The organism is Companilactobacillus sp. HBUAS56275, from assembly GCF_036913655.1.
GTDB lineage: Bacteria > Bacillota > Bacilli > Lactobacillales > Lactobacillaceae > Companilactobacillus > Companilactobacillus pullicola.
Window position 1 is genome coordinate 197610 of sequence record NZ_JAYKKK010000001.1, and the last position, 25241, is coordinate 222850.

General features: G+C 34.7%; 28 protein-coding genes. 4 read left to right on the forward strand and 24 right to left on the reverse strand.

All coding sequences use genetic code 11. The features are described 5' to 3' along the window. Positions 1-401 precede the first annotated feature (401 nt). Complete coding sequence (locus tag U8526_RS00955; RefSeq protein WP_025085773.1) at positions 402-989, forward strand: site-specific integrase; 588 nt, start codon at positions 402-404, stop codon at positions 987-989. 126 nt (positions 990-1115) lie between these two features. Here the strand turns inward: U8526_RS00955 and U8526_RS00960 are convergent, their stop codons facing one another. The 11 genes from U8526_RS00960 to U8526_RS01010 form a co-directional block, all read right to left on the reverse strand. Continuing rightward, entirely contained in the window at positions 1116-1676 is a 561-nt protein-coding gene (locus U8526_RS00960; RefSeq protein ID WP_334340092.1) for a TMEM175 family protein, read from the reverse strand. Positions 1677-1817: 141 nt separating this feature from the next. Continuing rightward, positions 1818-2465, reverse strand: a complete 648-nt coding sequence (locus U8526_RS00965; RefSeq protein ID WP_334340093.1) for a flavodoxin family protein — start codon at positions 2463-2465, stop codon at positions 1818-1820. 24 nt (positions 2466-2489) lie between these two features. Then, positions 2490-3275, reverse strand: coding sequence for a glucose-1-dehydrogenase (locus U8526_RS00970; protein WP_334340094.1), 786 nt, complete (start codon positions 3273-3275; stop codon positions 2490-2492). Positions 3276-3301: 26 nt separating this feature from the next. Further along, entirely contained in the window at positions 3302-4153 is an 852-nt protein-coding gene (locus U8526_RS00975) for a GRP family sugar transporter (protein ID WP_334340095.1), read from the reverse strand. Between the two features lie 177 nt (positions 4154-4330). After that, a complete protein-coding gene (locus U8526_RS00980) occupies positions 4331-5074 on the reverse strand; it encodes an SDR family oxidoreductase (protein WP_334340096.1) in 744 nt (247 codons plus the stop codon). A gap of 23 nt (positions 5075-5097) precedes the next feature. Continuing rightward, positions 5098-5745 carry an NAD(P)H-binding protein gene (locus tag U8526_RS00985; RefSeq protein WP_334340098.1) on the reverse strand — a complete coding sequence of 216 codons (648 nt, stop codon included), beginning with the start codon at positions 5743-5745 and terminating at the stop codon, positions 5098-5100. A gap of 30 nt (positions 5746-5775) precedes the next feature. Continuing rightward, positions 5776-6369, reverse strand: coding sequence for an aldo/keto reductase (locus U8526_RS00990; protein WP_334340099.1), 594 nt, complete (start codon positions 6367-6369; stop codon positions 5776-5778). Between the two features lie 4 nt (positions 6370-6373). Further along, positions 6374-6631 (reverse strand): aldo/keto reductase, encoded by a 258-nt coding sequence (locus tag U8526_RS00995; protein WP_334340100.1) that lies wholly within the window; start codon positions 6629-6631, stop codon positions 6374-6376. A 21-nt stretch (positions 6632-6652) separates the two neighbouring features. Further along, positions 6653-7510: an aldo/keto reductase gene (locus tag U8526_RS01000; RefSeq protein WP_334340101.1), complete on the reverse strand. Its 858-nt coding sequence runs from the start codon at positions 7508-7510 to the stop codon at positions 6653-6655. 111 nt (positions 7511-7621) lie between these two features. Then, the gene (locus U8526_RS01005) at positions 7622-8956 is read right to left on the reverse strand and encodes an MFS transporter (RefSeq protein WP_334340102.1); all 1335 of its coding nucleotides are present in this window, start codon (positions 8954-8956) and stop codon (positions 7622-7624) included. 97 nt (positions 8957-9053) lie between these two features. Next, positions 9054-9674, reverse strand: a complete 621-nt coding sequence (locus U8526_RS01010; protein ID WP_334340103.1) for an NAD(P)H-binding protein — start codon at positions 9672-9674, stop codon at positions 9054-9056. 178 nt (positions 9675-9852) lie between these two features. Between U8526_RS01010 and U8526_RS01015 the strand changes: the two genes are divergently transcribed. Beyond that, positions 9853-10740, forward strand: a complete 888-nt coding sequence (locus tag U8526_RS01015; RefSeq protein ID WP_334340104.1) for a LysR family transcriptional regulator — start codon at positions 9853-9855, stop codon at positions 10738-10740. A gap of 390 nt (positions 10741-11130) precedes the next feature. Here U8526_RS01015 and U8526_RS01020 read toward each other — a convergent pair whose 3' ends face one another. From U8526_RS01020 to U8526_RS01065, 10 genes are all read right to left on the reverse strand, one after another. Next, the gene (locus tag U8526_RS01020) at positions 11131-12315 is read right to left on the reverse strand and encodes an MFS transporter (RefSeq protein ID WP_334340105.1); all 1185 of its coding nucleotides are present in this window, start codon (positions 12313-12315) and stop codon (positions 11131-11133) included. 101 nt (positions 12316-12416) lie between these two features. Further along, positions 12417-13076, reverse strand: a complete 660-nt coding sequence (locus U8526_RS01025; protein WP_334340106.1) for an NAD(P)H-binding protein — start codon at positions 13074-13076, stop codon at positions 12417-12419. Between the two features lie 15 nt (positions 13077-13091). After that, positions 13092-13847, reverse strand: a complete 756-nt coding sequence (locus U8526_RS01030) for an SDR family NAD(P)-dependent oxidoreductase (protein ID WP_334340107.1) — start codon at positions 13845-13847, stop codon at positions 13092-13094. Positions 13848-13865: 18 nt separating this feature from the next. Then, on the reverse strand, positions 13866-14210 hold the full coding sequence (locus U8526_RS01035) for a cyclophilin-like fold protein (protein WP_334340108.1): 345 nt from the start codon (positions 14208-14210) through the stop codon (positions 13866-13868). Beyond that, positions 14203-14631, reverse strand: coding sequence for a cupin domain-containing protein (locus U8526_RS01040; protein WP_334340109.1), 429 nt, complete (start codon positions 14629-14631; stop codon positions 14203-14205). The genes U8526_RS01035 and U8526_RS01040 overlap by 8 nt, the downstream gene beginning before the upstream one ends. 12 nt (positions 14632-14643) lie before the next feature. Then, complete coding sequence (locus tag U8526_RS01045) at positions 14644-15138, reverse strand: YbhB/YbcL family Raf kinase inhibitor-like protein (protein WP_334340110.1); 495 nt, start codon at positions 15136-15138, stop codon at positions 14644-14646. Positions 15139-15151: 13 nt separating this feature from the next. Beyond that, entirely contained in the window at positions 15152-15790 is a 639-nt protein-coding gene (locus U8526_RS01050; RefSeq protein WP_334340111.1) for an SDR family oxidoreductase, read from the reverse strand. A 9-nt stretch (positions 15791-15799) separates the two neighbouring features. Continuing rightward, positions 15800-16543 carry an SDR family oxidoreductase gene (locus tag U8526_RS01055; RefSeq protein WP_334340112.1) on the reverse strand — a complete coding sequence of 248 codons (744 nt, stop codon included), beginning with the start codon at positions 16541-16543 and terminating at the stop codon, positions 15800-15802. A 24-nt stretch (positions 16544-16567) separates the two neighbouring features. Continuing rightward, the gene (locus U8526_RS01060) at positions 16568-17974 is read right to left on the reverse strand and encodes a hypothetical protein (protein ID WP_334340113.1); all 1407 of its coding nucleotides are present in this window, start codon (positions 17972-17974) and stop codon (positions 16568-16570) included. Positions 17975-18002: 28 nt separating this feature from the next. Further along, a complete protein-coding gene (locus U8526_RS01065) occupies positions 18003-18389 on the reverse strand; it encodes a hypothetical protein (RefSeq protein WP_334340114.1) in 387 nt (128 codons plus the stop codon). A gap of 140 nt (positions 18390-18529) precedes the next feature. Between U8526_RS01065 and U8526_RS01070 the strand changes: the two genes are divergently transcribed. Next, positions 18530-19426, forward strand: a complete 897-nt coding sequence (locus U8526_RS01070) for a LysR family transcriptional regulator (RefSeq protein WP_334340115.1) — start codon at positions 18530-18532, stop codon at positions 19424-19426. Between the two features lie 114 nt (positions 19427-19540). On the opposite strand, the gene U8526_RS01075 is transcribed toward U8526_RS01070, so the two are convergent. Further along, entirely contained in the window at positions 19541-20392 is an 852-nt protein-coding gene (locus tag U8526_RS01075; protein ID WP_334340116.1) for a MurR/RpiR family transcriptional regulator, read from the reverse strand. 27 nt (positions 20393-20419) lie between these two features. Further along, on the reverse strand, positions 20420-21904 hold the full coding sequence (locus tag U8526_RS01080; protein WP_334340117.1) for a glycoside hydrolase family 1 protein: 1485 nt from the start codon (positions 21902-21904) through the stop codon (positions 20420-20422). 202 nt (positions 21905-22106) lie between these two features. On the opposite strand from U8526_RS01080, the gene U8526_RS01085 reads away from it, so the two are divergent. Then, on the forward strand, positions 22107-23990 hold the full coding sequence (locus U8526_RS01085) for a beta-glucoside-specific PTS transporter subunit IIABC (RefSeq protein ID WP_334340118.1): 1884 nt from the start codon (positions 22107-22109) through the stop codon (positions 23988-23990). A gap of 222 nt (positions 23991-24212) precedes the next feature. Here U8526_RS01085 and U8526_RS01090 read toward each other — a convergent pair whose 3' ends face one another. Continuing rightward, on the reverse strand, positions 24213-25205 hold the full coding sequence (locus U8526_RS01090; RefSeq protein ID WP_334340119.1) for a zinc-binding dehydrogenase: 993 nt from the start codon (positions 25203-25205) through the stop codon (positions 24213-24215). Between the last annotated feature and the right edge of the window lie 36 nt (positions 25206-25241).

A 25241-nucleotide genomic window follows, 5' to 3' on the forward strand; every position in this document is an offset into this window, starting at 1 on the left:
ACTCTCACGAAAACTGACCACAAGTATTTTGCCATATTCAATATCATTACTAATTTTTGAGATTTCATGTCTAATGAGATCTCTTTTTTTGTTCATTTTTTGTGATGCTGAGAGACGCCTTCTGTGAAAGATAAACGTATAGTTGGTCACTTCAGAAGCGAACTGGTCCATAGAATTAAGATTTGTAAAAATAACCTTTTTATAGCAAAAGCAGGGGCTATTTGTAAGAAATAGCCCCTGTAAAACATTGACGTATCAAGCCAAAAAAATTACAATTAATACCTAGGGGTTATTTATTCAATATACTAAATAATAGTCCCCACGATGAAGAAGCCTATTAAACCGGCATTTTAAGTAATTGACCTCTAAAATTACTATCAGTCGTTCTGAATGGAGAAATAATGAAACAATTAGTTTTACCAATCAAAGACAGTAACATTTTAAGTGAAGTTCAAGATACGTTATTACGAAATTTTAAATACGGTCGCAGGAATTATACGATCTTTCAAACTGGGAAGGCTACTCTACTCCGAGTCTCTGATGTTTTGGCTTTGAAATACGACGATGTTTTTGACAAATACGATGAGTTAAAGAAAACAGCCTTTATTCATGATAAGAAAACTGGCAAGCCTAATACGTTATATTTGAAACCTATTACTCGTGATCTATTGATTTATCAAAAATGGTTGTTGGAGAACAAAGTGAATTCTGAATGGTTATTTCCATCAATGCAACGACCTGAGCGACATATAACTGAAAAACAGTTTTATAAAGTAATGGCTAAGACTGGTGATTTGCTGAACATTAATTACCTTGGTACACATACGATGAGAAAAACCGGTGCTTATCGTGTTTACGTTCAATCGAACTATAATATCGGTCTGGTAATGAGATTATTAAATCACAGTAGCCAACAGATGACTTTAGCATATTTAGGACTAGATCAAGAGTCGCGTGAAGCAATGCTAGATCAAATTGATTTTGGCTAATCATGTTTAATCAACATATATCTACCCATTTCAGTCAAACAAAAAAACCGTACTTACTTATACGGTTTTTTTTACAATACCTCGATTCACTGTATCAAACAGACCTGAGTATCTTTAAATTGTTAATTAACCTCGTGTTAGTATTAGTCCTAATCCAAAACTAGCTATAAAGATTGAAAAAATCATAGCGGCTGGATAGATAGTAATTGCTAATATTAATCCTATTACTTTTATAATTAGGTCCCATAGTACAACGCTATTAGGTGCTTTATACAATAGTCCGAAACCAGCTTTAGGATTGAGTCTACCAAGATTTTTAGATAGAGCCACGTTTAGTAAAGAAATGATAATTATAATCAAACCGTAAAAGGCTTGTGCAGTTGAATTATTGAAATTTTCTGATACTAAGCTTGTTGTATATGGGAACAGTGAGGCAAAGAACAGTAGAACCAAAGTTAACATAATCGTTCCCATATCAATTTTTTTAACTAAATGCCAATTATTATGATGTGATACCCACATCATTCCAATCCAGAAAAAAGAGATTGCGTAAGCAAAAAAGCTTATTTTCAAATCCCACAAACCAGCTAAAGAAACTGGATTTGGTTTTTTCAAGTCTAAAACTAAGATGGTCATTATAATTGCCAATATAGCATCTTCAAAAGCAGTTAATCGATCATTATTCATGTTATCCCTCACTATTATTTAATAAATAAAATATTTATTTTACGTTGAACATATTATAGAAGACTAATTTTAAACTTACTTTCAGATTCTAGACAATTAATTGTTTTTAAAGTCCATACGGTCACGTTTAAGAGTAATAAACTAACTCATAAATTTGTTTATTGTAACGGTTTTGACCCACTGATTTAGTGTTTTATCACACTTATCTGCTTTATTCCCGTCAATAATTAAAGGCGGTGTAATTCTATTACCAAATGCTCCTTGCTGTTTCAAAATTTTAGCAATCTTTTGAACACTGTCTCCATGTCCATATCCCCCTTCGGTCATAAAGGGAGCAATTATTTTATTCGATAATTCGCTACCATAGGTTTGGAGAAAGGATGTCATCGGGTGTGATAGAGTCATTGCCCAAATTGGGAATCCTAAATATATCATCTTATATTGTTTCAAATCAGGGACTTCCATATTCAATTCAGGATATATCATATTATCTCGTTCATAATTAGCTCTGTTCAAAGTTTGCCGATAGTTTGCGGCATATGTTTTTTTATTTACTATTTCCAAAATGTCAGACTTTGTTTCTTGTGCTATCTTAGTCGCTACTAATTCAGTGCTACCTGATCGTGAAAAATAAATAACAATACTTTTAGCAGATTCTGTAATTCTATAGGCTGGCTCGTTGTTGCTATTAGTGTCCATGCCATCTGATTGTGTACCATAACCATTTTGCCACTCTGAATTTGTTTTATTTAACTGAGTAGCGTTTATGTTTTGTCCAAAAATATTCATTAATATTCTCCAATCTATTTGAAATTAGCCTTGACCATTCATAAATGCTGGATAAAGTGTCATGCCACCATCAATAAATAGTGTCACACCAGTTACATAGCTTGATTCATCTGAAGCCAACCAAGCAGCACCGGCGGCAACTTCCTCTGGTTTACCGATCCGATCCATCGGAACCATGGATACAGTTTGATCATATTGTTCTTTATCGGCAAATTTCTTAGCATTTATTGGAGTATTAATGGCACCAGGTCCGATGGCATTAACTCGAATACCGTCTTTTGCATATTCCATGGCAATTGTCCTAGTGAACATCTTTACGCCACCTTTAGCAGCAGCGTAACCGGCAAAGGTTGGCCAAGGAATCTGTTCGTGAACAGAAGACATATTGATGATATTACCTTTTTTATTATTCTTCTTGAAATAGGCAAGAGCTGCTTTGGCACCTAGGAAAACACCTGTCTGATCAACAGAAATCATCTTATTCCAATCGTCCAAGGACAACTCATGAGTAGCTGATTTAATTTCCATACCAGCATTATTGACCCATACATCCAAGTCACCGAAGTTATCGAGAGCAGCCTTTAATAATGAAGCATTACCCTCTTCAGTGGCAACATTGGCTTGAACAATCACGGCCTTACCACCATTTTCAACTACTTTGTCAGCAGCTTCTTGAGCACCCTTTTTATCGCTGTTGTAGTTGATAACAACTGACATGTGTTCCTTACCGAAACGTTCGGAGATAGCTGTTCCAATTCCCTTTGAACCACCTGTAATTACCGCTACCTTGTTATTTAGATCTTCATACATAATAAAATTCCTCCAATAATTTGTTTTTAAAAAATAGTTGTTACTATTGCTCCACCGACAATTAGGATCAAACCAATAATTGTTAGTAGTAATTCATGTCTAGTTTTTGATTCATGTAGAAATACCATTCCACCAACGGTCGATAGAACAACCGATAATTGGGAAACAACGAAAGCTGAATTAACACCATTATCATGAACCGATAAAATATAAGTGATGGCTGCAATCGAGAAAATGAATCCCGCTAGCAAACTCTGCCAACTAGCTTTTTCCTTTAGGACTTGAGGTTGACGAGTAAAAATAATATAAAGTAACACTGCAATTACCATGCCGACTGATTCGGGTAAAAAGATTGCCAAACCAGATGAAGTCATTGCTCTAGGAATTGAGTTATAAACTAAGAAACCAATTGTTGTTAAAACCAACATGACCACGGTTCTTGTTTGATTATTACCAGGTGTTTTATTATCTTTTTTGGCTGTAAGTGAAACTCCAACAATCAATAATAAAATTCCGATAATACCAAAGATTTTGGCGTTTGCTGAGGCCCACTCCCCAAAAATCAAAACACCGATAAAGGCTGTTCCAATCAATTGCAATCCAGTTGAAATTGGCATCGTTTGTGAAACACCGATTGAACGATAGGCGTTATATTGACCTAACTGACCAATGATCCAAAAACCACCAGCTAAGGCGGCCAAGATAAAACTAGTAATTGAGATAGTTGGTCTCATGATCAAGAATACGACAATACTGACAATCAAAGTTCCAATGGCGGTACCAAGGATTTGATTGATTGGTTTTCCATTTACTCGAGCAACTGCTAATGGTAATATTCCCCAAGCAATAGCAGGCAATAACATTAATACAATATTCATACTTTTCCACTTCCAAAACTTTTTTATATCTCTCTCAAGTGATGAATAAAGTATAAATCCATCTAGCACATAAAAAAATTGCTAAATAAACATGCTACCATGCACTTAACGTATAGTGAAAATAGACTACATGGGACCAATCAAAAAACATCAACTTCAAGTTGATGTTTTTTGTTATTATCCTAATTGATTAGTTGGACGAATGATAACTTCATTCCAAGCTGCATCTTCTGGCAGATCAATAGCTTCTTTAATTGTTAAAGCAACTCGTTCCACGGGAATACCGAATGATTCATAGAACTTCTCCATACCGGCTTTAACTTCTGGATCAGTTACAGAAGACAGCAAATCCGTATTGATTGCTCCTGGTGAAATTACGGTTACGCGAACATTGTTTTTAGCATCAACCATCTCTTGACGAAGTGATTCACTTATTGCACGTACGGCGTACTTAGTCGCTGAATAAACAGCACTGCCTTGATGAGCAGTATGTCCCGCAACAGATGAGACGTTAATAATGTGACCAGATTTTTGCTTATCCATATAAGGTATAGCAGCACCAATACCATAAAGTGTCCCTTTAATATTGATATCGATCATATTGTTCCAATCATCAATCTTCTTTTCAGAAAGAATTGATTGTGGCATAATACCGGCGTTGTTCACCCAAACATCAATTCGACCAAATCTATCGATAGCTAATTTTGCCAAAGATTCGACTTGATCATCATCTGTAACGTCAGTCGATTGATAAGCTGCTTCTCCACCTAACTTTTCAATTTCTGTAGCAATTTCTTGTAATTTATTCTCACGACGGGCTCCTAAAACTACTTTGGCACCATCTTCTGCCAATAGTCTTGCAGTAGCTTTACCGATTCCACTTGATGCACCTGTAATTACAACAACTTTTGTTTTACTCATAAAATTCTCCTCAAAAATATTTTCTAATATACAGGTCTATTTTCACCCTGAGTGTCAGCATCGGCGATTCCAACAGAATCATTCTTTAAGTATTCTGGATCGGCAATGATTTTGACAATAACGTCGGCCATACTTTGGCGAGATCCTGATACTCCAATGCCTTCTTCATCTTTATGGGTGATCAAATATTTAACTTCATCTCGATCATTTAACCAAGGAAAACGTAATGTTGTATAAGGTAAACCAGATTCTGAAAGAATTTTGTCAGAATTAATTGCGGCAGGTAGCCCACTCTTAACTTGTTCATAGCTCCATTTTCCAAATTCACCAGGAATTTCATTATAAATACCCATTATATTAGTTTCAATAACACGTGAAACGTTATTTTCTTTAGCTGCATTGACAACGTTCTTGGTAATTACATTGTCACTTGTATGGTCGACTGTTGCAATATAAGCAATATCTTGTCCCTTCATGGCATTATTAACATCATCATATTTGGAAATATCGCCATCAATAATGGTTACATTTTTTTCATCTTTTAATGAATCGAGACGTCCACTGTTACGCAAGAATAATGTTAATTCAACGTCTTTTTGTTCATTTAATATTCTTTTCTCAACGATTCTTGCTACTTGACCATTTGCACCTAAAATTAATACTTTTGTCATAGTTGTTTCTCCTCATATTATATAAACTTTTTATTTTTCAGAGCTAAAATCTAAATTCATTGTGGCATATTTTTCTACTTTGACATCATCGGGAATATAGTAACGAATATTCTTTTTAATTTTAGCAATATCAGCCATTTCGGCATCAGTCAAAGTAAAGTCAAAGATATCATGATTATCTTTAATATGCTCTGGGTTAGTCGATCCTGGAATTACAACAAATCCCATTTGAGTGTGCCAACGTAAAATGATTTGAGCACTGGATTTGTCATACTTCTTACCTAATTCAGCAAAAATAGGCTCGTTAATCAAACTCTTATCACCATGACCAAGTGGATACCAGGCCATTAATCTTGTTCCAAAAGGCTTCAAGGTTGCTCTTACTTCATCTTCAGTAAAATATGGATGTGCTTCAGCTTGAATAACTTGAGGCTTGATTTCAGCATTGTCTAATAATTCTTGAAGCTTTTTACCTTGAAAATTAGAGATACCGATTGCCTTAATTTTGCCCTCTTTATAAGCTTTCTCTAATTGACGGTAACCAGCAAGAAAATCACCGGCTGGTTGGTGCAAAAACATCAAATCAACATAATCTGTACCTAAACGTTTAAGAGTATCGTCCACGGCGTTAGTATCTGTATGTATACAAGGTTGGCCAAAGTTTTGTGCTTAGAAAAATATCGGAACGATCTACTCCAGAACGTTTGATTCCGCGACCAACACCAGTTTCATTCATATAAGAATTAGCTGTATCAATTAAACGATAGTTTGCATTCAAAGCATCGACAACAGCTTGTTCTGCATCATCAATTGACATTCTAAATGTCCCAATACCCATTTCTGGAATTTCTACATCATTATTTAATTTAAAAGTTGCTTCTGTCATAATTATTTGCCTTCTTTATTGTTATTTTAGCTCTGCCAAATCTGATCCAAAGATCTGTTCAATGACTTTGGGATCACGGTGATCAAAGAATTGACTTTCACCTTTATCTAAGCCATTCATGATGTTCATTTCGTCATCTGTTAATTCAAAATCGAAAACATCGATATTCTCTGCCATACGATTCTTGTGAACAGACTTAGGAATAACCGTGATACCTCTTTGTAAGAGCCATCTAAGGATAACTTGTCCATTTGATTTACCATATTTATTAGCAATTTCAGCAATTGATTCATTTTTAAAGATTTCATGCTTACCTTCGGCAAATGGTGCCCAAGCTTCTACTTGAATGTCTTCATTTTGAGCAAATTCAACTTCTGAAGTTTGTTGATTCCAAGGATTAACTTCAATTTGATTGATCACAGGTTTAATCTCGTTTGATAATTCTAAGTTCTTCAATTGATCAGGATAGAAATTAGAAACACCGATTGCACGAATCTTACCTGCTTTATAGGCTTCTTCAAGAGCCTTCCAAGCACCACCCACATCACCATATGGTTGATGTAGTAAGTAAAGATCCAAATAATCTAACCCTAAGTTACTTAGTGATTGATCAATACCTTTCTTAGCGCGTTCATAATTGGCATCTGAAACCCAAAGCTTTGATGTCACAAAAAGATCTTTTCTATCAACACCACTGCGTTTAATAGCGCGACCAACGGCCTCTTCATTTTGATAAGCTGCTGCGGTATCAATCAAACGATATCCTGAATCGATTGCATCAACCACTGCTTGTTCACATTGATTTAAGTCTGTAACCTGAAATACTCCAAATCCTAATTGTGGCATTTCAATGCCGTTGTTTAATTTAACTGTATTCATTATTTACATTTCCTCTGTATTTAATTTATGAATTCATTATATGTTCAATTTAGAATAATGAAAATTACTATCTAAACATGCAAGCATGCATAGAACGCATGGTAAAAATTTCTAGTGCTTTTTGGTTTGAATATCAAGCGATGCGACAAAACTAAGAATAAAAATCACAGAAATAATCAACAGCTGATAATGGTAACTGGTTGATGGATTATTAATATGACTTGTCATTGCTACAACAACTGACATACCAACAGATTGTCCAAACTGATGAATTGTATTAACAACACCAGAGGCAGCACCAGCCATATCGGCATCAGTATTTGCAACACCTGCTTCGGTCAAAGGACTCAAACTTAGTCCTTGTCCAATACCAAAAAGAACCATAGGAATACCCACTGCTAACCAATAACCTTGGTTTAGTCCAAGAATGGCGGATAATAGAACGCCAACAATTCCAAAGATAATAGAAACTAAAATTAAACGAGCATTTCCAATCTTGCTTGAGATTCTTGAAACTTGTAAAGCACTAAAAAATTGTGGCAAAGTGGCAGGAAGAAAAGCTATTCCGGCCATCAATGGTGTAAAACCATAAACCTTTTGTAAGGCTTGTGGAGTAACGAAGAAGTATGCAAATGCGGCTCCAATAAAGAAGAAACGAGCAACATAAGCACTACTACGTTCTCTATCAGCAAACAACTTTAAGGGCATAATTGGATTTTTAATGACCTTTTCAGCATAAACAAAAATAATTAAAGCAATAATGGCAATTACTAAAGACAATATCTGGTGAGATGTACCATCGATACTATAAACTAAAGCCGATAGACCAATAACTGATAATAATGTTCCTGTGAAATCCAAATGACGTGATCCTTCAGTTTTACTATCATGTACGAAAAAGATAGTCAGAATAAACATCAAAATACCAACGGGAACGTTTAGGAAAAATCCATATCTCCACGAAAGGACACTGGTAATAACTCCACCTAGAACTAAACCAAAACTAGCTCCCAAACCAGCAGTTGCTCCATAAGCGGCAATTGCTCGAGTCCGCATCGTGCCTTGGTAAGTATCTAACAGCAAAGCTAATGTAGTTGGTGCCAAAATAGCTGACCCAATGCCTTGGAATGCGCGCATTGAAATGATCATAATAGCATTTGTCGATAATCCTACCATCAACGAACCGAATGAAAATAAAATCAAGCCGATCATAAAGACTTTCTTACGACCAAAAACATCACCAATACGACCACCAAATAATTGAAAACCACCAAATGTTAGTGTGTAAGCACTACTTACCCATGCTAACGTTTGAGAATTTAAATTTAGATCTTGAGCAATTTTCACTGTACTGGTGAAAATGATTGAATTGTCCAACAAGATCATGAAATAACTTAATAAAATAATTGGTAATACAATACCAAACTTTTCTTTGTTCTTACTCATTACAAACTCCTAATTTTTGAAATTTATCTTTGCAAAAGATAAACCTGTGAATGTCTTTTAGACACTCACAGGTTTTTATTTATTTAAAACTTGGTTTTTAGAATTGAGTATTAGGTTCACCCAATCCAAGATTTGCACGATGATAATCAGCCTTATTAGTTAAGAGATCAACTACGAACTGTGCGACTGCTTGACGTGTGACCTGGGCCTCTGTTAATGGTTCACCCTTTTCAGAAATGTGAATCTTAGTATTATTTTCTTGGTTGTAAAGCCAAGTAATACGCAAAATGACGTAGTCAAGATCGCTGGCTTCAACTAAATCTGCAGATTTTTTGAGATCAGTTTGCCATGTAAGCCCAGTGTTTTGGCGATACCAAGTTTGAAATGGTCCACTGACTTCTTGATAGAGATCAGGGACATTAGCAGCGATAAAACGCTTAACATCCGCTTTATCTAAGGCATCAATAACGCCGGTAATAATTTCTGGTTTAGCTACAAAACTTAAATATGCAGCATCTACACCTTCTGCAGCGGTGCGAACCTTATCAAATTCCAAAAAATCACCATTAACAAATGTTACCCGTGATGATTTAAAATTCTTTAGACGTTGTGATACATTGTGACCATACAATACTAAGTCATCATCTGTTTGTTCCAATAAATTATTAGTTACCATTTGACCAATTTGTCCTGCTGCTCCTAAAACTAATACTTTCATAAATATAATCCTCCATAACTTTTTAAATCTTTACTTAAACAATCTTAAATAATCAGTTCATATGAATTTCTTTGCCTGACTGATTGAATGACACTATAATAAGCCGAGTTTTATTGTTTGAAAAATGCTGAATAAACATGCTACTATGCATTTAGCGCATAGTGAGGGAGACATTCAAATGATAGATAGTTATTTATGGGAGGAACTAGCCGTATTCTCTCGGACAGGTACTTTGACCAAAACCGCCGAGGAGCTTAACGTTACACAGCCATCTGTAACACGAAGTATGCAAAAATTAGAGGATGATATAGGCGTTAAATTATTTGATCGTAAAGCTAATCGTATTAAATTGACACCAACGGGAGAAATGGCTGCTAAAGAAGCGGAAAAATTAATAGATGCAAGTGAAACATCTGTTAACCGAATAAAAAACTTTGACCGGAGTCAACACTTTACTATTTTAGGATCAACTTCTCCTGGACCCATAATTATGCTAAATGAGTTGAAAAAAAACATTGGTCAGCAAGTTCAAATAACTGGAGATATCATACCTGATAAACTAGTTGAGCCTTTTTTGATTAATAATGAAGCTGATATTATTCTGTCAGATCAGGAGATACTTTCCGATAAAGTTGAATCGCAATATATTGGCGAAGAACGATTACAAGTAAATCTTGATAAATTTACATTTTTGGCTAATCAAAAAACTGTCACGTTTGAGCAATTAAAAGACATGAGTTTCATTGTAATGAATAATATTGGCTTATGGAAAAATATTATTCAGAACTATATTCCCGATGCTCAATTTATGTATCAAGAAGACCGGAATTCTTTTACTGAAATAACTAAACATTCCAGCTTTCCATTTTTCACCACTAACCTATCTCAAACTAATCCTTTCTTTAAGGAAAGTTTGGACGAAAATGATGATCGAATCGCTATTCCTATCAGTGATGAAAGTGCAAGAGTGATAAATTATGCAACTTATTTAACTTCTCAAAAGAGTCGCCTAAGTCCAATGATCGATAAGATTCGTCAACAATGGCCGAATAATATGGCAAAGTAAATTCACCATACTTGATACTTAGAAGTATCAGAAAAATTGTCAAGATTAATAATAGGTATAGAAATATATTGTGAAAATTTAAAATGAGACCATTAATTACCAGTTCCCTTTGAGGTAATTAATGGTCTCATTTTCGATAAAAACCCATCTGCCAGAGTCAGCCAATCTAAATCAAATTTTTACACTATTGAAGTAAAAATAAGTTTATATAAAAAAAGAATGAGAAATTGTTTTCTCAACCCTTTGGTCCTCTAGCTAATAAATGTATCTGAGAGACTTGGTTATATTCTTTATATTTTTAATATCTGAAGAACGAACGTATATTATTGTTCTCACCAACGATATTTTTCACTCTGCATTTTTTGTTAAATATTTTATTAAACAAAAATTTTATATTGTCTTTTTTCTAACATTATTTAAACTTAACACCACTACGATTCCTACCAGAATCACTAATATTACATACCCTAATGTGATTTGATAAAAATTAAAAGTATGGCTGACTTTTCCAGCGATAAAACTAGGCAAACCCGCTCCAGCATAAGAGATCATATAGATAATTGAGAGTAATCCTGTACTTTCAGATTTAATAACTCTTTTCAATAAGGCATTCAAAGAACTACTGTATGCGACTCCTTGCATGGTTCCAGCCAAAATGACAAAAGCTAAATAAAATATCATATTACCTAGTTCGATACCAACATACATCAAACAAATTGCCAGAACAAAGCCAACAATTCCAATAAGTTGGCCTTTTTCTGTTTTAAATCTATTACTTAGATTGCTACCAATAATGTTTGGAGCCATATACGAAACCAAGATAATTGCTGCAATAAGTGGACTGTCTAGATTAAAGACGGACTTACTGATAGTTGCGCTGAATGCTTGAAAATATCCGCCAAAAGACCAAGTAGCTATAAAGCATCCCGCTGCTGGAATGATTATACTAAAGGTATTTTTAGGTAAATTGATTTGTGGCTTTAATGATTTCAATGCACCCTTTTTTAATTCGGTTGTTTCAACTCCAAATAGTATTCCAATTGTAGTTATTACCAAAAATGTTCCTAAGATAAAGTAAGTCAAATTACGACTATCCGGTAATACTTGAGCAACTATTCCAGCCATCAGTCCTCCAATCGCGAGACCGAGTAAAACCGCTGAACCAGTGATTGATGCAACTAAGTTTTCGTTTTTATTCAAGCCACTTTCAATAATTAATACCGAAAGTGTGCTAGATCCTATTCCACAACTAAAGCCTTGGATAGCTCTTGCTATTAATAACATATTCCCATTTCGAGTATTAATAAGCAGTAGTAGGCCGGTTAAAGATAAGAGTAGCGTAAACACAGCTACTTTCTTTCGACCAACAAAATCTGAAATTCGTGAAAAAACTAATAGTGCCAATATACAACCAACAAAATAACTAACTGCAGTCATAGAAATTGTACTAGTTGAGATATTGAATTGCTCTTGCATTCTTACATACGTTGGAATGGGGCTTGCTGATGCAGCGAAAATCAATATCAAACCTAAGGTTGCGAATATGAATGTTATATCTAATTTTCTTTTTGTCATTAAGATCCTCTTTCTTTATTATCAATAGTCTTTTGTAAAGATAATATCTTTTTAAAAATAAGAGAGATTCAATAAGTTATATTGGCTTACTGAATCTCTTTTTAAATATCATGTTCTATTTCTCGAATTTTATTTAACATATCATCTGTTCCAGGTTTACTGATTCCAAAGCTTTCATTAGAGTATTTCTCTGGATCCTTTATAATTTTTATAACAAAATCGGCAATACTTGCTCTAGAAATCATCGTTCCTTTAAATTGATCGCCTTTTTTGGTTAGTTCATAATCAATTTCTCTGTCATTTGTCATATAAGCTGCACGAATAATCGTATAGTTTAAATCACTACTTTCGATAATGCTTGCTGCTCTTCTCGTGTCTTCTTTAGATTCGTGACCAACGTAATTTTCAACCCATGACCCGAATGGATCAGGAACTTCATGATAAAGGCCAGATCCAGTTATCCAGATTAAATCTTTTACATCTGAAGTCTCCATTGATTCGACGATGTTCTTTGCCCACTGCTCCATACTTCCGTTGAGGTTAGCGTAGACAATATCCATTCCCTTCATGAGAGATTTTAGAAGTTTCGTATCACTAACGCTTCCATCTACGATGGTCATATTATTGGCAGATTCCAACTGTTTCAATCTGTTAGAGTTTCTCAATAGTAGAGTTAATTCAAAGTTTTTATTATTTAGTAATCTTTGTTCAACAATTCGAGCAATTTTTCCATTTGCTCCTAATATTAATATTTTTTTCATATCATCATCCTTAACCTAATGTATTGTGTAACCACCATCAACAGGAATTGCTTGTCCCACCATATAACTAGCCGCGTCACTGCACAGAAATAATACAACATTTGCAACCTCTTCAGGCTGTGCAAGACGCCCAATAGGAATTTCTCTTATCAAATCATCCATTTCGGATTTCTCTGCCTTGTCCATTCTTGCAACCATTGGAGTTTCAATAATGCCAGGACAAACAGCATTGATTCTGATACCATCTTTGGCATATTCAAGAGCACTACTCTTTGTTAAACCTAGTACACCGTGCTTTGAAGCATGATAAGCAGTACGACCAGCAATTCCAACAAGTCCACCCATTGAAGAACAATTAACAATTGATCCTTTAGTCTTTTGCTTGCTCATTCGCTTTAATTCATATTTCATTGAGAGAAAGATTCCTTTTAAATTGATATTCAAAACGTTGTCATATTCTTCCAATGAAAGATCTTCTGTTTTAGTAACAGGACTTTGAATACCAGCATTATTGTAGGCAAAATCTAGGTGACCAAACTTTTTGACGGTGAAATCTACCATCGCTTTAACGTCTGCTTCTTGAGATACATCTGCTTCAAAAGATGCAGCCTTATATCCCTGTTGTACTAAATTATCCGCTTCAGCTTTAGGTTCATGTCTTCCAACTAGGACCACAGAAGCACCAGCTTTAGCAAATAATGTTGCAGCACTCAATCCAATTCCTGTTCTAGCTCCTGTTACGATAACTACTTTTCCATTAAAATCGTTCATAGATTTTATCTCCTGTTTTTAATTAAATGTAACCTCCGTATCACCGACGGTGTTTAATAAAGACACATCCGAATTTATGTGACCTACTATCTGTAAATCACCAATTACTTCACCGGTTTGTTTGTAAAAAATCACAAAACTATGGCGAGGTTTCCAATAACCGATATCACCGACTTCATAACCACTAGTCTTAGCCTTCTTGGCTGGCAAGGATTCGGAAAAACGATATGTCATTTCTCGTGAATAGAGATTCATCATAGTTACTTTTAATGGAAATTTTTCAAGTAAAGCTTTTGCGGTATCACTATTGTTAAAATCAGCGTCTAATTTATTTCCATCTATAGAAATTGTTACTTTAGTCATTATCTTGCTCCTTTGAAAGTTGATTGTATTCTGCATCTGATACTGGTTCTTCCCAAATCGGTGTACCTGCAGTTATGGCAATATGGCTGAACCAGCTGTCCTTTGTAGCACCGTGCCAATGTTTAATGCCATCAAGCGTGACAACAACATCACCAGGTTTTAGTAAACGAGCCTTTTTACCTTCTTCTTGGTACCAACCCTCACCGCCGGTTACTAATAAGATTTGATAACCATTGTGGTGAATATGCCAGTTGTTGCGAGAGCCTGGTTCAAAACTAACGTTGCTGACAGTGACGTTAACATTAGGATCTTTTACCAAAGAATTATGAAATGTTTGTCCTGTAAAGTACTTTTGAAATTTAAGGTTTTTGTCGCCAATTGCAAACAAACCTTGTTTAACTGCATCTTCGTTATTACTCATCATATTTGCTCCTTAATTTCTAGCCTTTAAGCCAATCTCTACTTGATCAATAATTTTATTTTTTAAACTGTTACGAAAATCATTGTAAAAAAATCCGTTGTTTAGATGTGTGGCACTATTTAATGCGTAGACCGTGAGTGTATAGATATGTGGCTTGTCTGGTGGAACTGGTCCCGCATAATGATTAATTACGTAGTCATCATGGAAATCATAAAACCTGGAAAACCAAGCATTCTTACCTTGTGGTCCCTTGAAGTTTCGACTAAAATCTTCTGGAATATCATTTGTCACTGGTATATCAGCAGCCAACCAGTGAATGAAAGGGAAACCAGTCCTTGGGACGGCATCATAGTCAATCAAAGAGACAGCCAAGGATTTTGTACCCTTAGGTATTTTCTCTAAATGAATCGGAAATGAAACTATTGGTTGATCGTTTTGTTTTATATCAGAAAACTTACTATATTTATCGGGGATATAACCTTGGTCTAATTTAACGTTTATTTCCATAGAGTCCTCCTCTTTAATAAAATGATGGTTTGTCCCATTCAGTATTTGGCTCAACGACGCCGATACTTTGGGCCTTGTAGAGTTCTGGATCAATCACAATATCAGTGATTAACTTGGCAACCGCTTGTCTAGTAACTTGAGTTCCCTTCATCGGTTGACCTTGAGGGATGACTTCATATTTATAATTGTTATCTTGGTTATAAAGCCAACTCATTCTTAAAAATGTATAATCCAAACCACTGTTATCAATCACAGCTGCAGATCTCTTTATTTCCGTGTAGTCGCCCATCATTCGTGCGTTCCATTGTCCAAACTTTCCGGCTACTTCATCATAAATTCCTAGACCACCAGCGACGATCAAACGTTTTACATTATTATTTTTCATAGCTTGTACGACGTTTTTGTTGGCATCGGTAAAATGTCCTGTAGCCATATAGACAATATCCTGTCCTTTAATGGCTTGGTTCAAATCACTTAAATTGTTCCAATTACCGTCAACAATGGTAATTCTTTGATTCTTGTTAAATTCAGTTAATCGTTGCTGTGCTCTACGAGCAAATAAGGTGATTTCCACGTCAGTCTTTTCTAAGAGCATGGGGATTAAATATTTAGAAATGTTGCTTGTAGCTCCTAATAAAATAATTTTTTTCATAAGTAACTCCTATCCTTGTTTTGTTGGGTAAACAGTAAATTCGTTGACGTTAACATCTTCTGGTTGATCAATCGCAAAGTTAACTACTCTTGCAATTGCATCCGGTGTAATTCCAACTGATTGATAAAGCTTATCCATACCTTGTTTAGCATTTTTATCGGTAATGTGTTGCAATAGTTCGGTGTTAATAGCAGCTGGATAAATTGTGGCTGTTCTAATATTGGTCTTTTCTTGTGCACTTTCCATACGAATTACTTCCATTAAGTTTCTAACCGCAAATTTAGTTGCTCCATAGACACCGGAACCGATGAAACTCTTCAAGCCGGCAACTGATGATGTGGTAATGATTTGACCATGTTTTTGACTAGTGAAGTCGGGCATTACGGCAGCGACACCATTTAGAACCCCTTTCAAATTAACATCGATCATAGCGTTCCATTCGTTAACCTTGAGAGCACTGATTGGTGATGTGGGCATGATTCCGGCATTGTTGTAAATTACATCAATAGCTCCAAACTTTTCTTTTGCTAAAGATACTAATTGTTTTAAATCTTCTGGATCTGTAACATCGGTTACTCGATAGGCAGCTTTACCACCGTTATTGATAATTTCTTGACTGATTTCTTGCAAACGTTCTTCACGTCTAGCTCCTAAGACAACGGCTGCTCCATTACTTGCTAATAACTTAGCAGTTGCTTCTCCGATACCTGATGATGCTCCTGTGATTACTACTACTTTATTTTCTACTGACATATTTAATGTCCTCCTAATTTTTATTTAAAATATGAAACTTAAAACAGATGCAAAAACTAAATCTACTACCATAAATGCGAGACAAAACTTCCAATTCCAACGAATTGATACCTGGGTCGGCTTGACGTTTAAAATCGTTGCTACGATCATTACGATTCCAGCAAACGGAGATAGCATATAGGCTGCCACACTTCCAATATTTAAACTTAAAGCTATTAATAATGGTGATAGTGTGAGATGCATTGCCATAATAACTTTTCCGATAAGTGCAACTGATGCTAATGGATGAATTCCAATCAATGAAACGATAACAACAATGATTGGAATTAGAACAACCAGTAACCAACCAAATCGAGCAAAGACTGGTGACAAAACAGATGTCAATTTAATGATTACTGATGAATGCTGAAATCCATATGTAAATGTTCCAATTCCAACAAAGAATGGTGCAAGTGCAGCTCCGCTACCAATTCCGTGGTGCCAATAAGAAACAGCAGCTTTTTTTAAAGATGATTTAAATCTCAAGTTATTTTGTGAATGCCTCTGACTAAGTAGGATGATCCAAATGATAACCGTCAAGAGCCCTGCCAATGTGACTGAGTCCATTGAACTAGCAACTTTAACTTCCATAAAAATAAAACTGAGTGTTAATAATGCGACAACTGCTAGAACCAGACTAACTAATGATGCATGGTCGACAAGTTTTGTTTGAGACACAATAGTAGATTCACTGGGCTTTTCTTTCATGTATGATTGATTACGTTCCATTACATAAGCTAAAATCAAACCAACAATTCCTAAAAGTAAACAAGGAATAAATAATTTAGACCAACCAACTCCAGTTACTGTACTGATCAAGAAAATTGTTGCTGCACCTGGAGCCCATAAGGTTCCTAATGTAAAGGCACGAGTTACAGAAGTTGCTGAAAAACGTGCTGAATCTTTTACCTGGCGTTTGATACTGTCACCTAGGATTGAAAGGACAATAGCAACTGTACCCATAGAGAGAATACTGGATAATAGATGTGTAACTAACATGACAAATGTGTATGTTGCCTTGGGACCATGAACGTGTTTTTGCATAAATTCTTCAACAGCTGCTTGGTAATTTCCAACGGTCACTGGAATTAGAAATAGTTGCATGATAACAAGTAAAACAACGATATTTACCATTGATTTAATTGCCAAACCTGTACTATGAATAGTTATTCCGGTCGTACTTAATAACAAAATACCGGCAATAAAGAAAATCAGTGTAGCAATTTGAAATGAACGACTGAGATTTTTAATACCTAGGATTAAAACACTGAGTGCAATTATAGAATCCAATAATGTGAAATCGATTGATAAAACTAAACTCAATAATTGAATTACAACTAATCCCATGATCAAACCATGATAAATATTCTCTTTATTAATAAATCGTCTCATTTACAATTGCTTCTTTCTGATTGCCACTTTATTGTTTGTTTAAAATATGATGATAACTAACGACATTCATCTGTCGTTTATTATTTTTATTGATAACAATTTTTTCACCGTAAGGCGCAAGCTTAATAGTTCTTTTACCAACAATTTTCCAAGTTCCAGAATAGATATTCTTAACACCATGTTGATTCTCATGCCAACGGTGATTCTTGGTAAAAGTTATCTTCTGATGGATATCCTTATTATGATGATTGATCCATACTCCAACGATATCTGAAGTTTTTATTTGCTTTGTTTGTACATTTGAACTTCCCTGAACCACATCAGGAGTATCTTTGGGACCATATCGAAAACTGATTATTAATAAAATTCCTACGAACAACAATGTTCGTATCAAATACTTGTATTTTTTATTCATTCACATTTCCTTCCCTTTCGTTGTTACTCGTTCTTGATTACAAATACTAGTATAGGCGGATTCTAGGTAATTTGAAGAATCTAACTATTGATGCAGTATCAACCAATGGTTTATACTAAAAAGGTTAGGAGAATATGACAATGGATATTACACAATTACAAACTTTTATTAAGGTTAGCCAGTATGGCAGTTTTACTAAGGCTGGAGAACAAAGCTTCATCTCCGGAACAGCTGTTATGAAACAAATCAATCGGCTTGAAGATGAATTGAACTTAAAACTTTTCGTTCGAACCGCCACCGGTACAGAGTTGACGACGGAGGGCCAGACCTTTCTACCTTATGTCAAACAAATTTTGGGTTTATTAGATACTGCAATCGATCAAACTAGAAAATCTTCATTTTCAGAACAGAATATTATCACCGTTGGAACGTCTATCCTGCACCCTGCTGAGCCATTTATGGATATTTGGAAAAAAATAACTGCACAAATGTCAGATTTTCAAATCCGAATTGTGCAGTTACAGGAAGATCTACATTCTCAAAACCGTGAATATGCAATGCTAGGGCGAAGTTGTGATTTAATCGTGGGAACTTTTGACAATACGACCTTAAAGCAATCTTTCAAAGCCGTTCAACTTGGCCAGTATGATTTTGGTATTGCCGTGCGTAGTGACAATAAACTGGCAAAATTAAGTGAAATATCTTTTGATGATCTCAAAGGTGGATCGTTATTGAGTGTGCCAATGGGAATCAGTGATACCAATGATCAGTTGAGAAGAATTATAAGTAAAGACTATCCTCAAATTCATATCGTGGAAACTTCGGGACGTTATGATATGAATACTTTTAATCAGGCCGTTGAGGAGAATATTCCATTGATTACTGTTACACCATGGAAGAGTATCCACCCTAATTTGGTTTCTATTCCGTTAAAGACGGATATACATGTGCCCTACGGTATCTTGACTACTAAGATGCCTGGAAGAAACGTGGATGATTTCATACTTAAATTAAGGAAAGTATTGAAGTTGAATTAATAATGAAAGGCGACAGTTTAATATTTCTGATTCAATGTGGTAATTAACTAGATGGAAAATCAGTCTCGCTTTTCCTGAATATCAAATAAGGATGCGTTTCTTCTATATTCAAAGTTATTCAAAGTTCTCCGAATTCTTCACTTTATAATTATAATTATGTATAAAGTTTCTTGAAAATAAGCAGGCGTATATTAAGTTGAAAATATGTAGAATGGATTCCTCAGTAGTAAAGTTACCGATTTTACTGTATAACTTTTCGCGTGAAGAAATGGTTAAACAACAATCAACATTCTCTCTTAAATAATTATTTTCAGCACTAGTAATTGCAATCAAATTAACATGATTTTTTTTAAGAAGTTCTAGAAAACGCATTGGTTCTCGACTTTTATTATTTCCAGAATAGGATACCAATATTGCACAATCGCCTTTATTTAAGCCTGAAGCTAACATCCCGTTTTCATCAGTGTTGGCAATCGTTAAGATAATACCTATGCTATTTAGTTTTCTTCGTAATAATTGTCCCATTAAATTGTTGGGACTGATTCCGAATAAAACTATATTCCTTGATGCATTTAGAATTCTATCAACTGCAAGGTTTAACATTTCATAATCAATCAGATCAGCTGTATTTCTGATACTTTCGATTTGAATTTCAGTTAATTTTTCGACAATAGATTGAGAAGACTCCCCTGCTAAAAATGGTAGGTTTGGATCAATGTTGGAATAGTGTTTATTAATGTAATCTATTTCTTTTAAAAAGGTTTGCATAAATTCTTTCCACCCAGAATAGTTGAGATTCTGGGCGAATCGAAATAATGTAGATTTGGAAGTAAAGGTTTGATCTGCTATTTGTTGCATTGAATATTTGTTGATATGTTCCTTTTCCTTTAAAAGAAATTCAGCAATATATTTCTTAGCATTTATTTCGGTAACTGAAATTTCTTCTAATTCTTGTATTAATGACATGTGAACACCTCACTAAATTGTTATTTATCAATTAAGTATAGAGGAACCGTTAGATTTAATCACATCTTTATACCAGTTGAAGGAATCTTTCTTATAGCGCTTATAAGAACCTGAACCATCATCGTTTAAATCTACATAAATAAAGCCATATCTTTTTGACATCTGAATAGTCGAATTTGATAATAAATCAATTGGTCCCCATGGAGTATATCCCAGTAGTTCTACCCCATCATCATGAATTGCTTCATACATTGCCTTAATATGAGCTTTCAAATAACTAATTCGATAATCGTCATGTACCGAATGATCTTCATTTAAAGTATCTTTGGCCCCAAGACCATTTTCTACAATCATCAATGGCTTTCTATATCTATCATATAAATCAATTAAGGAAATTCTTAATCCCGTAGGATCAATTTGCCAACCCCATTCGCTAGATGGAAGATAAGGATTTTTTACTCCGATAGTAGTATTACCACTAGTTAACTCTAAATTAGACTCATCAGAAGCGACACAAGATGTTTGATAATAACTGAATGAAACAAAATCAACAGTATTGCTTTTCAGAACCTTTAAATCATCTGATGACATCTTAATCTCAATATTCTCGTTTTTAAATTTTGAAAGAAGATATGAAGGATATTCTCCAAAAACTTGAATGTCAGCAAAGGCATATACTTGTCTCATTTTTTCTTTAGTTGCTAAGACATCACTTGGTTTACTTGAATAAGGATAATAGGTTAATTTTGTAGTCATGCAACCAACCTTTGATTTTGGATTTTTCTCATGAATATATTTTGTGGCTAAGGCACTTGCGACTAATTGATGGTGCATTGCTTGGTATAGCACATTAGGAAATTCTTCTTTTGTAAATCGGCTTTCAATTAATCCTCCAGTCATAAAGGGATGTCTGAGAATACTGTCTATTTCATTAAACGTTAACCAATAATGAACTTGATCTCCTAATTCATCAATAACAGCATGTACATAATTCATAAAGAAACCAACTGTTCTTCTATCTAACCAACCATTGTATTTAGTGCATAAATTTAATGGTATTTCGTAATGGGATAAAGTAATAATTGGTTCTATACGATATTTCTGACATTCTCTAACTACATTCTTATAGAACTCCAATCCTTTTTTATTGGGATATAATTCATCCCCATTTGGAAATACTCTACTCCAAGCAATTGAAAAACGATATGCTTTAAATCCCATTTCTGCGAATAAAGCTATATCTTCTTTATAGTGGTGGTAAAAATCAATACCATGTCGTTTTGGATAATCTTTATCATTTTTGCTTTTTAAGGCATCCTGAATCATTTCTTCAGTAGTATCAGTGTTTCCTTTAACATTATTTAATTCGGAAATCGTTTGGGGATTTCTAAATAACTGTACGTCGGCAACGGACACGCCTTTTCCATCTTCTTCCCATGCACCTTCTATTTGATTGGCTGATGTTGATCCTCCCCATAGAAAATTTTTAGGAAAAATATTTTCTTCACTCATCTTCAAAACACCTTTCTGTTCTTTTAGATTAAGTTTAACAACTTTGAGACAGAATAAACTGTCATCCTATTTCATGTTTGGCATCAAAATTGAATAAAGTTCGGAACGTCGTTCCAACATAGTTGAAAGCGCTTGTAAGTTTTTGAAAATGACCTTAATCTAATAAACGTACACCGGTGAAACAAATTTATGAGGTGATTTTATGAGTTCAGATTATCGTCAGTTAGCGAAAATTATTGTTGATAATGTTGGTGGATCAAAAAATATCGATTCATTGCATCATTGTCAGACAAGACTCAGATTCAAATTAAAAGATAATGATTTGGCCAATCAAGATGAGATATCAAAAAATAAAGATGTATTAAAAGTGGTCGTCAGTGGTGGTCAATTTCAAGTAATTATTGGTATGCAAGTAGCAGAAGTTTATGATGCAGTGGAAGATTATCTCAAAACTCAGAGTAACTCCTCTACTGAAAAAATGTTCCAGGAAAAAGACATTACAGAAAAGCCTAAAAACAAGTTTGATTTAGTAGCAGATTTCATTTCTAGTATTTTCTCTCCTATAATACCGGCACTTGCAGGAGCAGGTATGGTAAAGGCCTTATTAGCGGTATTAGTTACTTTCAATCTAATTGCACAAACTAGTCAAAGTTATATTATTTTAAATATGATTGGTGATGGAACATTTGCCTTCCTACCTATACTGCTTGCTTTTACTACTGCACAAAAGTTAAAAACTAATCCGTTTTTAGCAGTCGCGGTAGCGGCAATCATGGTTCATCCAACATGGGCAACGTTGGTAGATTCAGGTAAGGCAATTCACTTATTTGGTATGATTCCGTTATATGCTGTCAAGTATACAGGAACTGTTATTCCTGTTATCTTAGTTATCTTGCTTCAAGCACCCATCGAACGCTTTCTAAACCGAGTTATTCCGAACTCTATAAGAATTGTATTTGCACCTATGATCTTATTCATTATTATGGGTATTTTAGCCCTATCTATTGTCGGCCCATTAGGAGACTTCGTTGGATCAGCCTTAACATCTGTCTTTACATGGTTAAGTAAGAATGCTAGTTGGGCTCCTCCATTTATTTTGGGCGGTGTTTACTCAATTTTAGTTGTCTTTGGACTACATCACAGTTTAGCTCCAATTGGATTTATTCAATTATCTCAAATGGGTTACGATTCAGTCTTTGGACCCGGAGTTTTATTAGCGAATATTGGTCAAGGAACTGCCGCATTAATAGTTGGTTTAATGTCAAAAGATAATAAAACCAAACAAATTGGTACTTCAACTGGTGTCACTGCTTTAATGGGAGTATCTGAACCTGCAATGTATGGGCTAAACTTTCCTAAGAAATATCCTCTAATAGCAGGAGCTATTGGTGGTGCCTGTGGTGGTATTTTTGCAGGTATTACTGCCACTAGAAGATTTGCAACAGGCTCTTCAGGATTGCCAGCTGTCATGATGTACATTGGTGATAATACAATGAATTATTTCTATCAAATAATTATTTCCCTTGCTATTACAATGGTCGTAACATCCTTTGCGACAATAGTATTATTCAAACGTTTCGAAAAAACAGCATCAGATAGTTCATTTAAAAATTCCGAAAACATCTTATCAATAGATGCTACAACTGAAAGTATTTTGACACCTATTGCTGGTAAAGTAATCTCACTATCATCAATAAAAGATGATGTATTTTCTCAAAAGATATTAGGTGATGGTGTGGCAATTGAGCCAACAGATAACCAAATATACGCTCCGTTTGATGGTAAAATAACTGCACTGTTCCCTACTAATCATGCTATTGGATTGAAATCAAATAATGGCACAGAGGTATTGATTCACATCGGTATAGATACAGTTGAGTTAAAGGGAAGGTATTTTTATCCAAAAATAAAATTAGGTGATAAAGTGACTAAAGGTCAATTAATAATGACTGTCGATCTTGATGAAATTAAAAATGCTGGTTATGATACCGTCACTCCTATACTTATTACAGATACAGATAAAAACGTAGAGAAATCTCATATCGATGACAATGTTGTTGATGGGGACTTAATTCTAACCGTTTAATTGTATTGTAAAAAAGAGGCATACTCGATGTTTCAATATAACTTGGTTGTAATATTTCTTATAAATTTTTTAAATAAAACAGGATTCAGTATTGGAAATTTCACAATACTGAATCCTGTTTTGCTATATTTGTAAATGAATATCATCCAAGGTTACATAACATTAATTAAAATAAGTTGTTTAAAATCAAATTGTCTCATTACAAAAAATTCAACGTAAATATTATTTTGAAACCTTAACAACAATCTTTCCAACCGTATCGTGATGATATAGTTTTTCCAGTCCATTAACTAATTGATTGAACGGCAAAATCTCAGTAATACAAGGATTCAATTTTTCTTGTGCGACTAAGTTCAATAATTCAGCGGCCATAACTCCTAAATCTCTTTTTTGAGAGTAACTGTTACTTCTATGTGCCCCACCTAGATTCAAAGCACTAATAGTAATGCCTCGTTGAGCAAGAAAATTCTGATCGATAGATTCTGGGGCCTCATTGATCCAAACTAATTGTCCGTTATAAGCTAATCGTTCTTCAATATCCGCTTTTGCTTCACCACTGACTGTGTTCAAAATCAGATCGACACCCACTCCTTTGGTATACTTCATAACCTCGGCAGTTACATCTTCTTTTTTGTAATCAATTATCTTATCGGGATGAAAAGGCTTAACAAACTCTGTTTTAGATGTTGAAACGGTAGTAATTACGATTAGTCCCATTAGCTTTGCCAACTGAATTGCAATCAAGCCAACGCCACCCGCACCAGCATGAATCAAAACATTTTTCTTACCAGTTAAATTCATTTTCCGGAAAATTGCTTGATATGCAGTCATAGCTCCACACAACATAGCCGCAGCTTGCTCAAAAGAAATCTTATCAGGAATTTTGGCTAAACAATATTCAGGATAGACTGCGTATTCAGCAAAAACGCCATTATTTGCCAAGTTGTTGTGTCCTGAAACACGCTTACCGACGGTAAAGTCTGTAACATCTTTACCAACGGATACCACTGTACCAGCTGCATCTAGACCAAAAATATGCGGATAGTCAAAGTCAGGTGATGGTGATTCAATCAATTTATAATCGACTGGATTCAAACCAATACTATCCACCTTAATTAAAACCTCGTTGGGCTTTGGACTAGGGATTGTCGATTCATGTATTTTTAGATCTTCTAAACCGGCTTGTTTTTGGGAAGTGAAACTGTATACTTGCATTTAAAATCCTCCTGAATTACTTAGTGTCATTAAATA

Bases quoted from the DNA above. Each gene is read 5' to 3' on its own strand.
- U8526_RS01060 (WP_334340113.1), bottom strand. From the start codon at position 17,974: ATGAGACGATTTATTAATAAAGAGAATATTTATCATGGTTTGATCATG.
- U8526_RS01085 (WP_334340118.1), top strand. From the start codon at position 22,107: ATGAGTTCAGATTATCGTCAGTTAGCGAAAATTATTGTTGATAATGTT.
- U8526_RS00985 (WP_334340098.1), bottom strand. From the start codon at position 5,745: ATGACAAAAGTATTAATTTTAGGTGCAAATGGTCAAGTAGCAAGAATC.
- U8526_RS01075 (WP_334340116.1), bottom strand. From the start codon at position 20,392: ATGTCATTAATACAAGAATTAGAAGAAATTTCAGTTACCGAAATAAAT.
- U8526_RS01065 (WP_334340114.1), bottom strand. From the start codon at position 18,389: ATGAATAAAAAATACAAGTATTTGATACGAACATTGTTGTTCGTAGGA.
- U8526_RS00960 (WP_334340092.1), bottom strand. From the start codon at position 1,676: ATGAATAATGATCGATTAACTGCTTTTGAAGATGCTATATTGGCAATT.
- U8526_RS01090 (WP_334340119.1), bottom strand. From the start codon at position 25,205: ATGCAAGTATACAGTTTCACTTCCCAAAAACAAGCCGGTTTAGAAGAT.
- U8526_RS01025 (WP_334340106.1), bottom strand. From the start codon at position 13,076: ATGAAAAAAATATTAATATTAGGAGCAAATGGAAAAATTGCTCGAATT.
- U8526_RS01070 (WP_334340115.1), top strand. From the start codon at position 18,530: ATGGATATTACACAATTACAAACTTTTATTAAGGTTAGCCAGTATGGC.
- U8526_RS00995 (WP_334340100.1), bottom strand. From the start codon at position 6,631: ATGACAGAAGCAACTTTTAAATTAAATAATGATGTAGAAATTCCAGAA.
- U8526_RS01020 (WP_334340105.1), bottom strand. From the start codon at position 12,315: ATGACAAAAAGAAAATTAGATATAACATTCATATTCGCAACCTTAGGT.
- U8526_RS00970 (WP_334340094.1), bottom strand. From the start codon at position 3,275: ATGTATGAAGATCTAAATAACAAGGTAGCGGTAATTACAGGTGGTTCA.
- U8526_RS01000 (WP_334340101.1), bottom strand. From the start codon at position 7,510: ATGAATACAGTTAAATTAAACAACGGCATTGAAATGCCACAATTAGGA.
- U8526_RS01045 (WP_334340110.1), bottom strand. From the start codon at position 15,138: ATGGAAATAAACGTTAAATTAGACCAAGGTTATATCCCCGATAAATAT.
- U8526_RS00975 (WP_334340095.1), bottom strand. From the start codon at position 4,153: ATGAATATTGTATTAATGTTATTGCCTGCTATTGCTTGGGGAATATTA.
- U8526_RS01080 (WP_334340117.1), bottom strand. From the start codon at position 21,904: ATGAGTGAAGAAAATATTTTTCCTAAAAATTTTCTATGGGGAGGATCA.
- U8526_RS01055 (WP_334340112.1), bottom strand. From the start codon at position 16,543: ATGTCAGTAGAAAATAAAGTAGTAGTAATCACAGGAGCATCATCAGGT.
- U8526_RS00980 (WP_334340096.1), bottom strand. From the start codon at position 5,074: ATGAGTAAAACAAAAGTTGTTGTAATTACAGGTGCATCAAGTGGAATC.
- U8526_RS01050 (WP_334340111.1), bottom strand. From the start codon at position 15,790: ATGAAAAAAATTATTTTATTAGGAGCTACAAGCAACATTTCTAAATAT.
- U8526_RS01015 (WP_334340104.1), top strand. From the start codon at position 9,853: ATGATAGATAGTTATTTATGGGAGGAACTAGCCGTATTCTCTCGGACA.
- U8526_RS00955 (WP_025085773.1), top strand. From the start codon at position 402: ATGAAACAATTAGTTTTACCAATCAAAGACAGTAACATTTTAAGTGAA.
- U8526_RS00965 (WP_334340093.1), bottom strand. From the start codon at position 2,465: ATGAATATTTTTGGACAAAACATAAACGCTACTCAGTTAAATAAAACA.
- U8526_RS01040 (WP_334340109.1), bottom strand. From the start codon at position 14,631: ATGAGTAATAACGAAGATGCAGTTAAACAAGGTTTGTTTGCAATTGGC.
- U8526_RS01010 (WP_334340103.1), bottom strand. From the start codon at position 9,674: ATGAAAGTATTAGTTTTAGGAGCAGCAGGACAAATTGGTCAAATGGTA.
- U8526_RS01035 (WP_334340108.1), bottom strand. From the start codon at position 14,210: ATGACTAAAGTAACAATTTCTATAGATGGAAATAAATTAGACGCTGAT.
- U8526_RS01005 (WP_334340102.1), bottom strand. From the start codon at position 8,956: ATGAGTAAGAACAAAGAAAAGTTTGGTATTGTATTACCAATTATTTTA.
- U8526_RS01030 (WP_334340107.1), bottom strand. From the start codon at position 13,847: ATGAACGATTTTAATGGAAAAGTAGTTATCGTAACAGGAGCTAGAACA.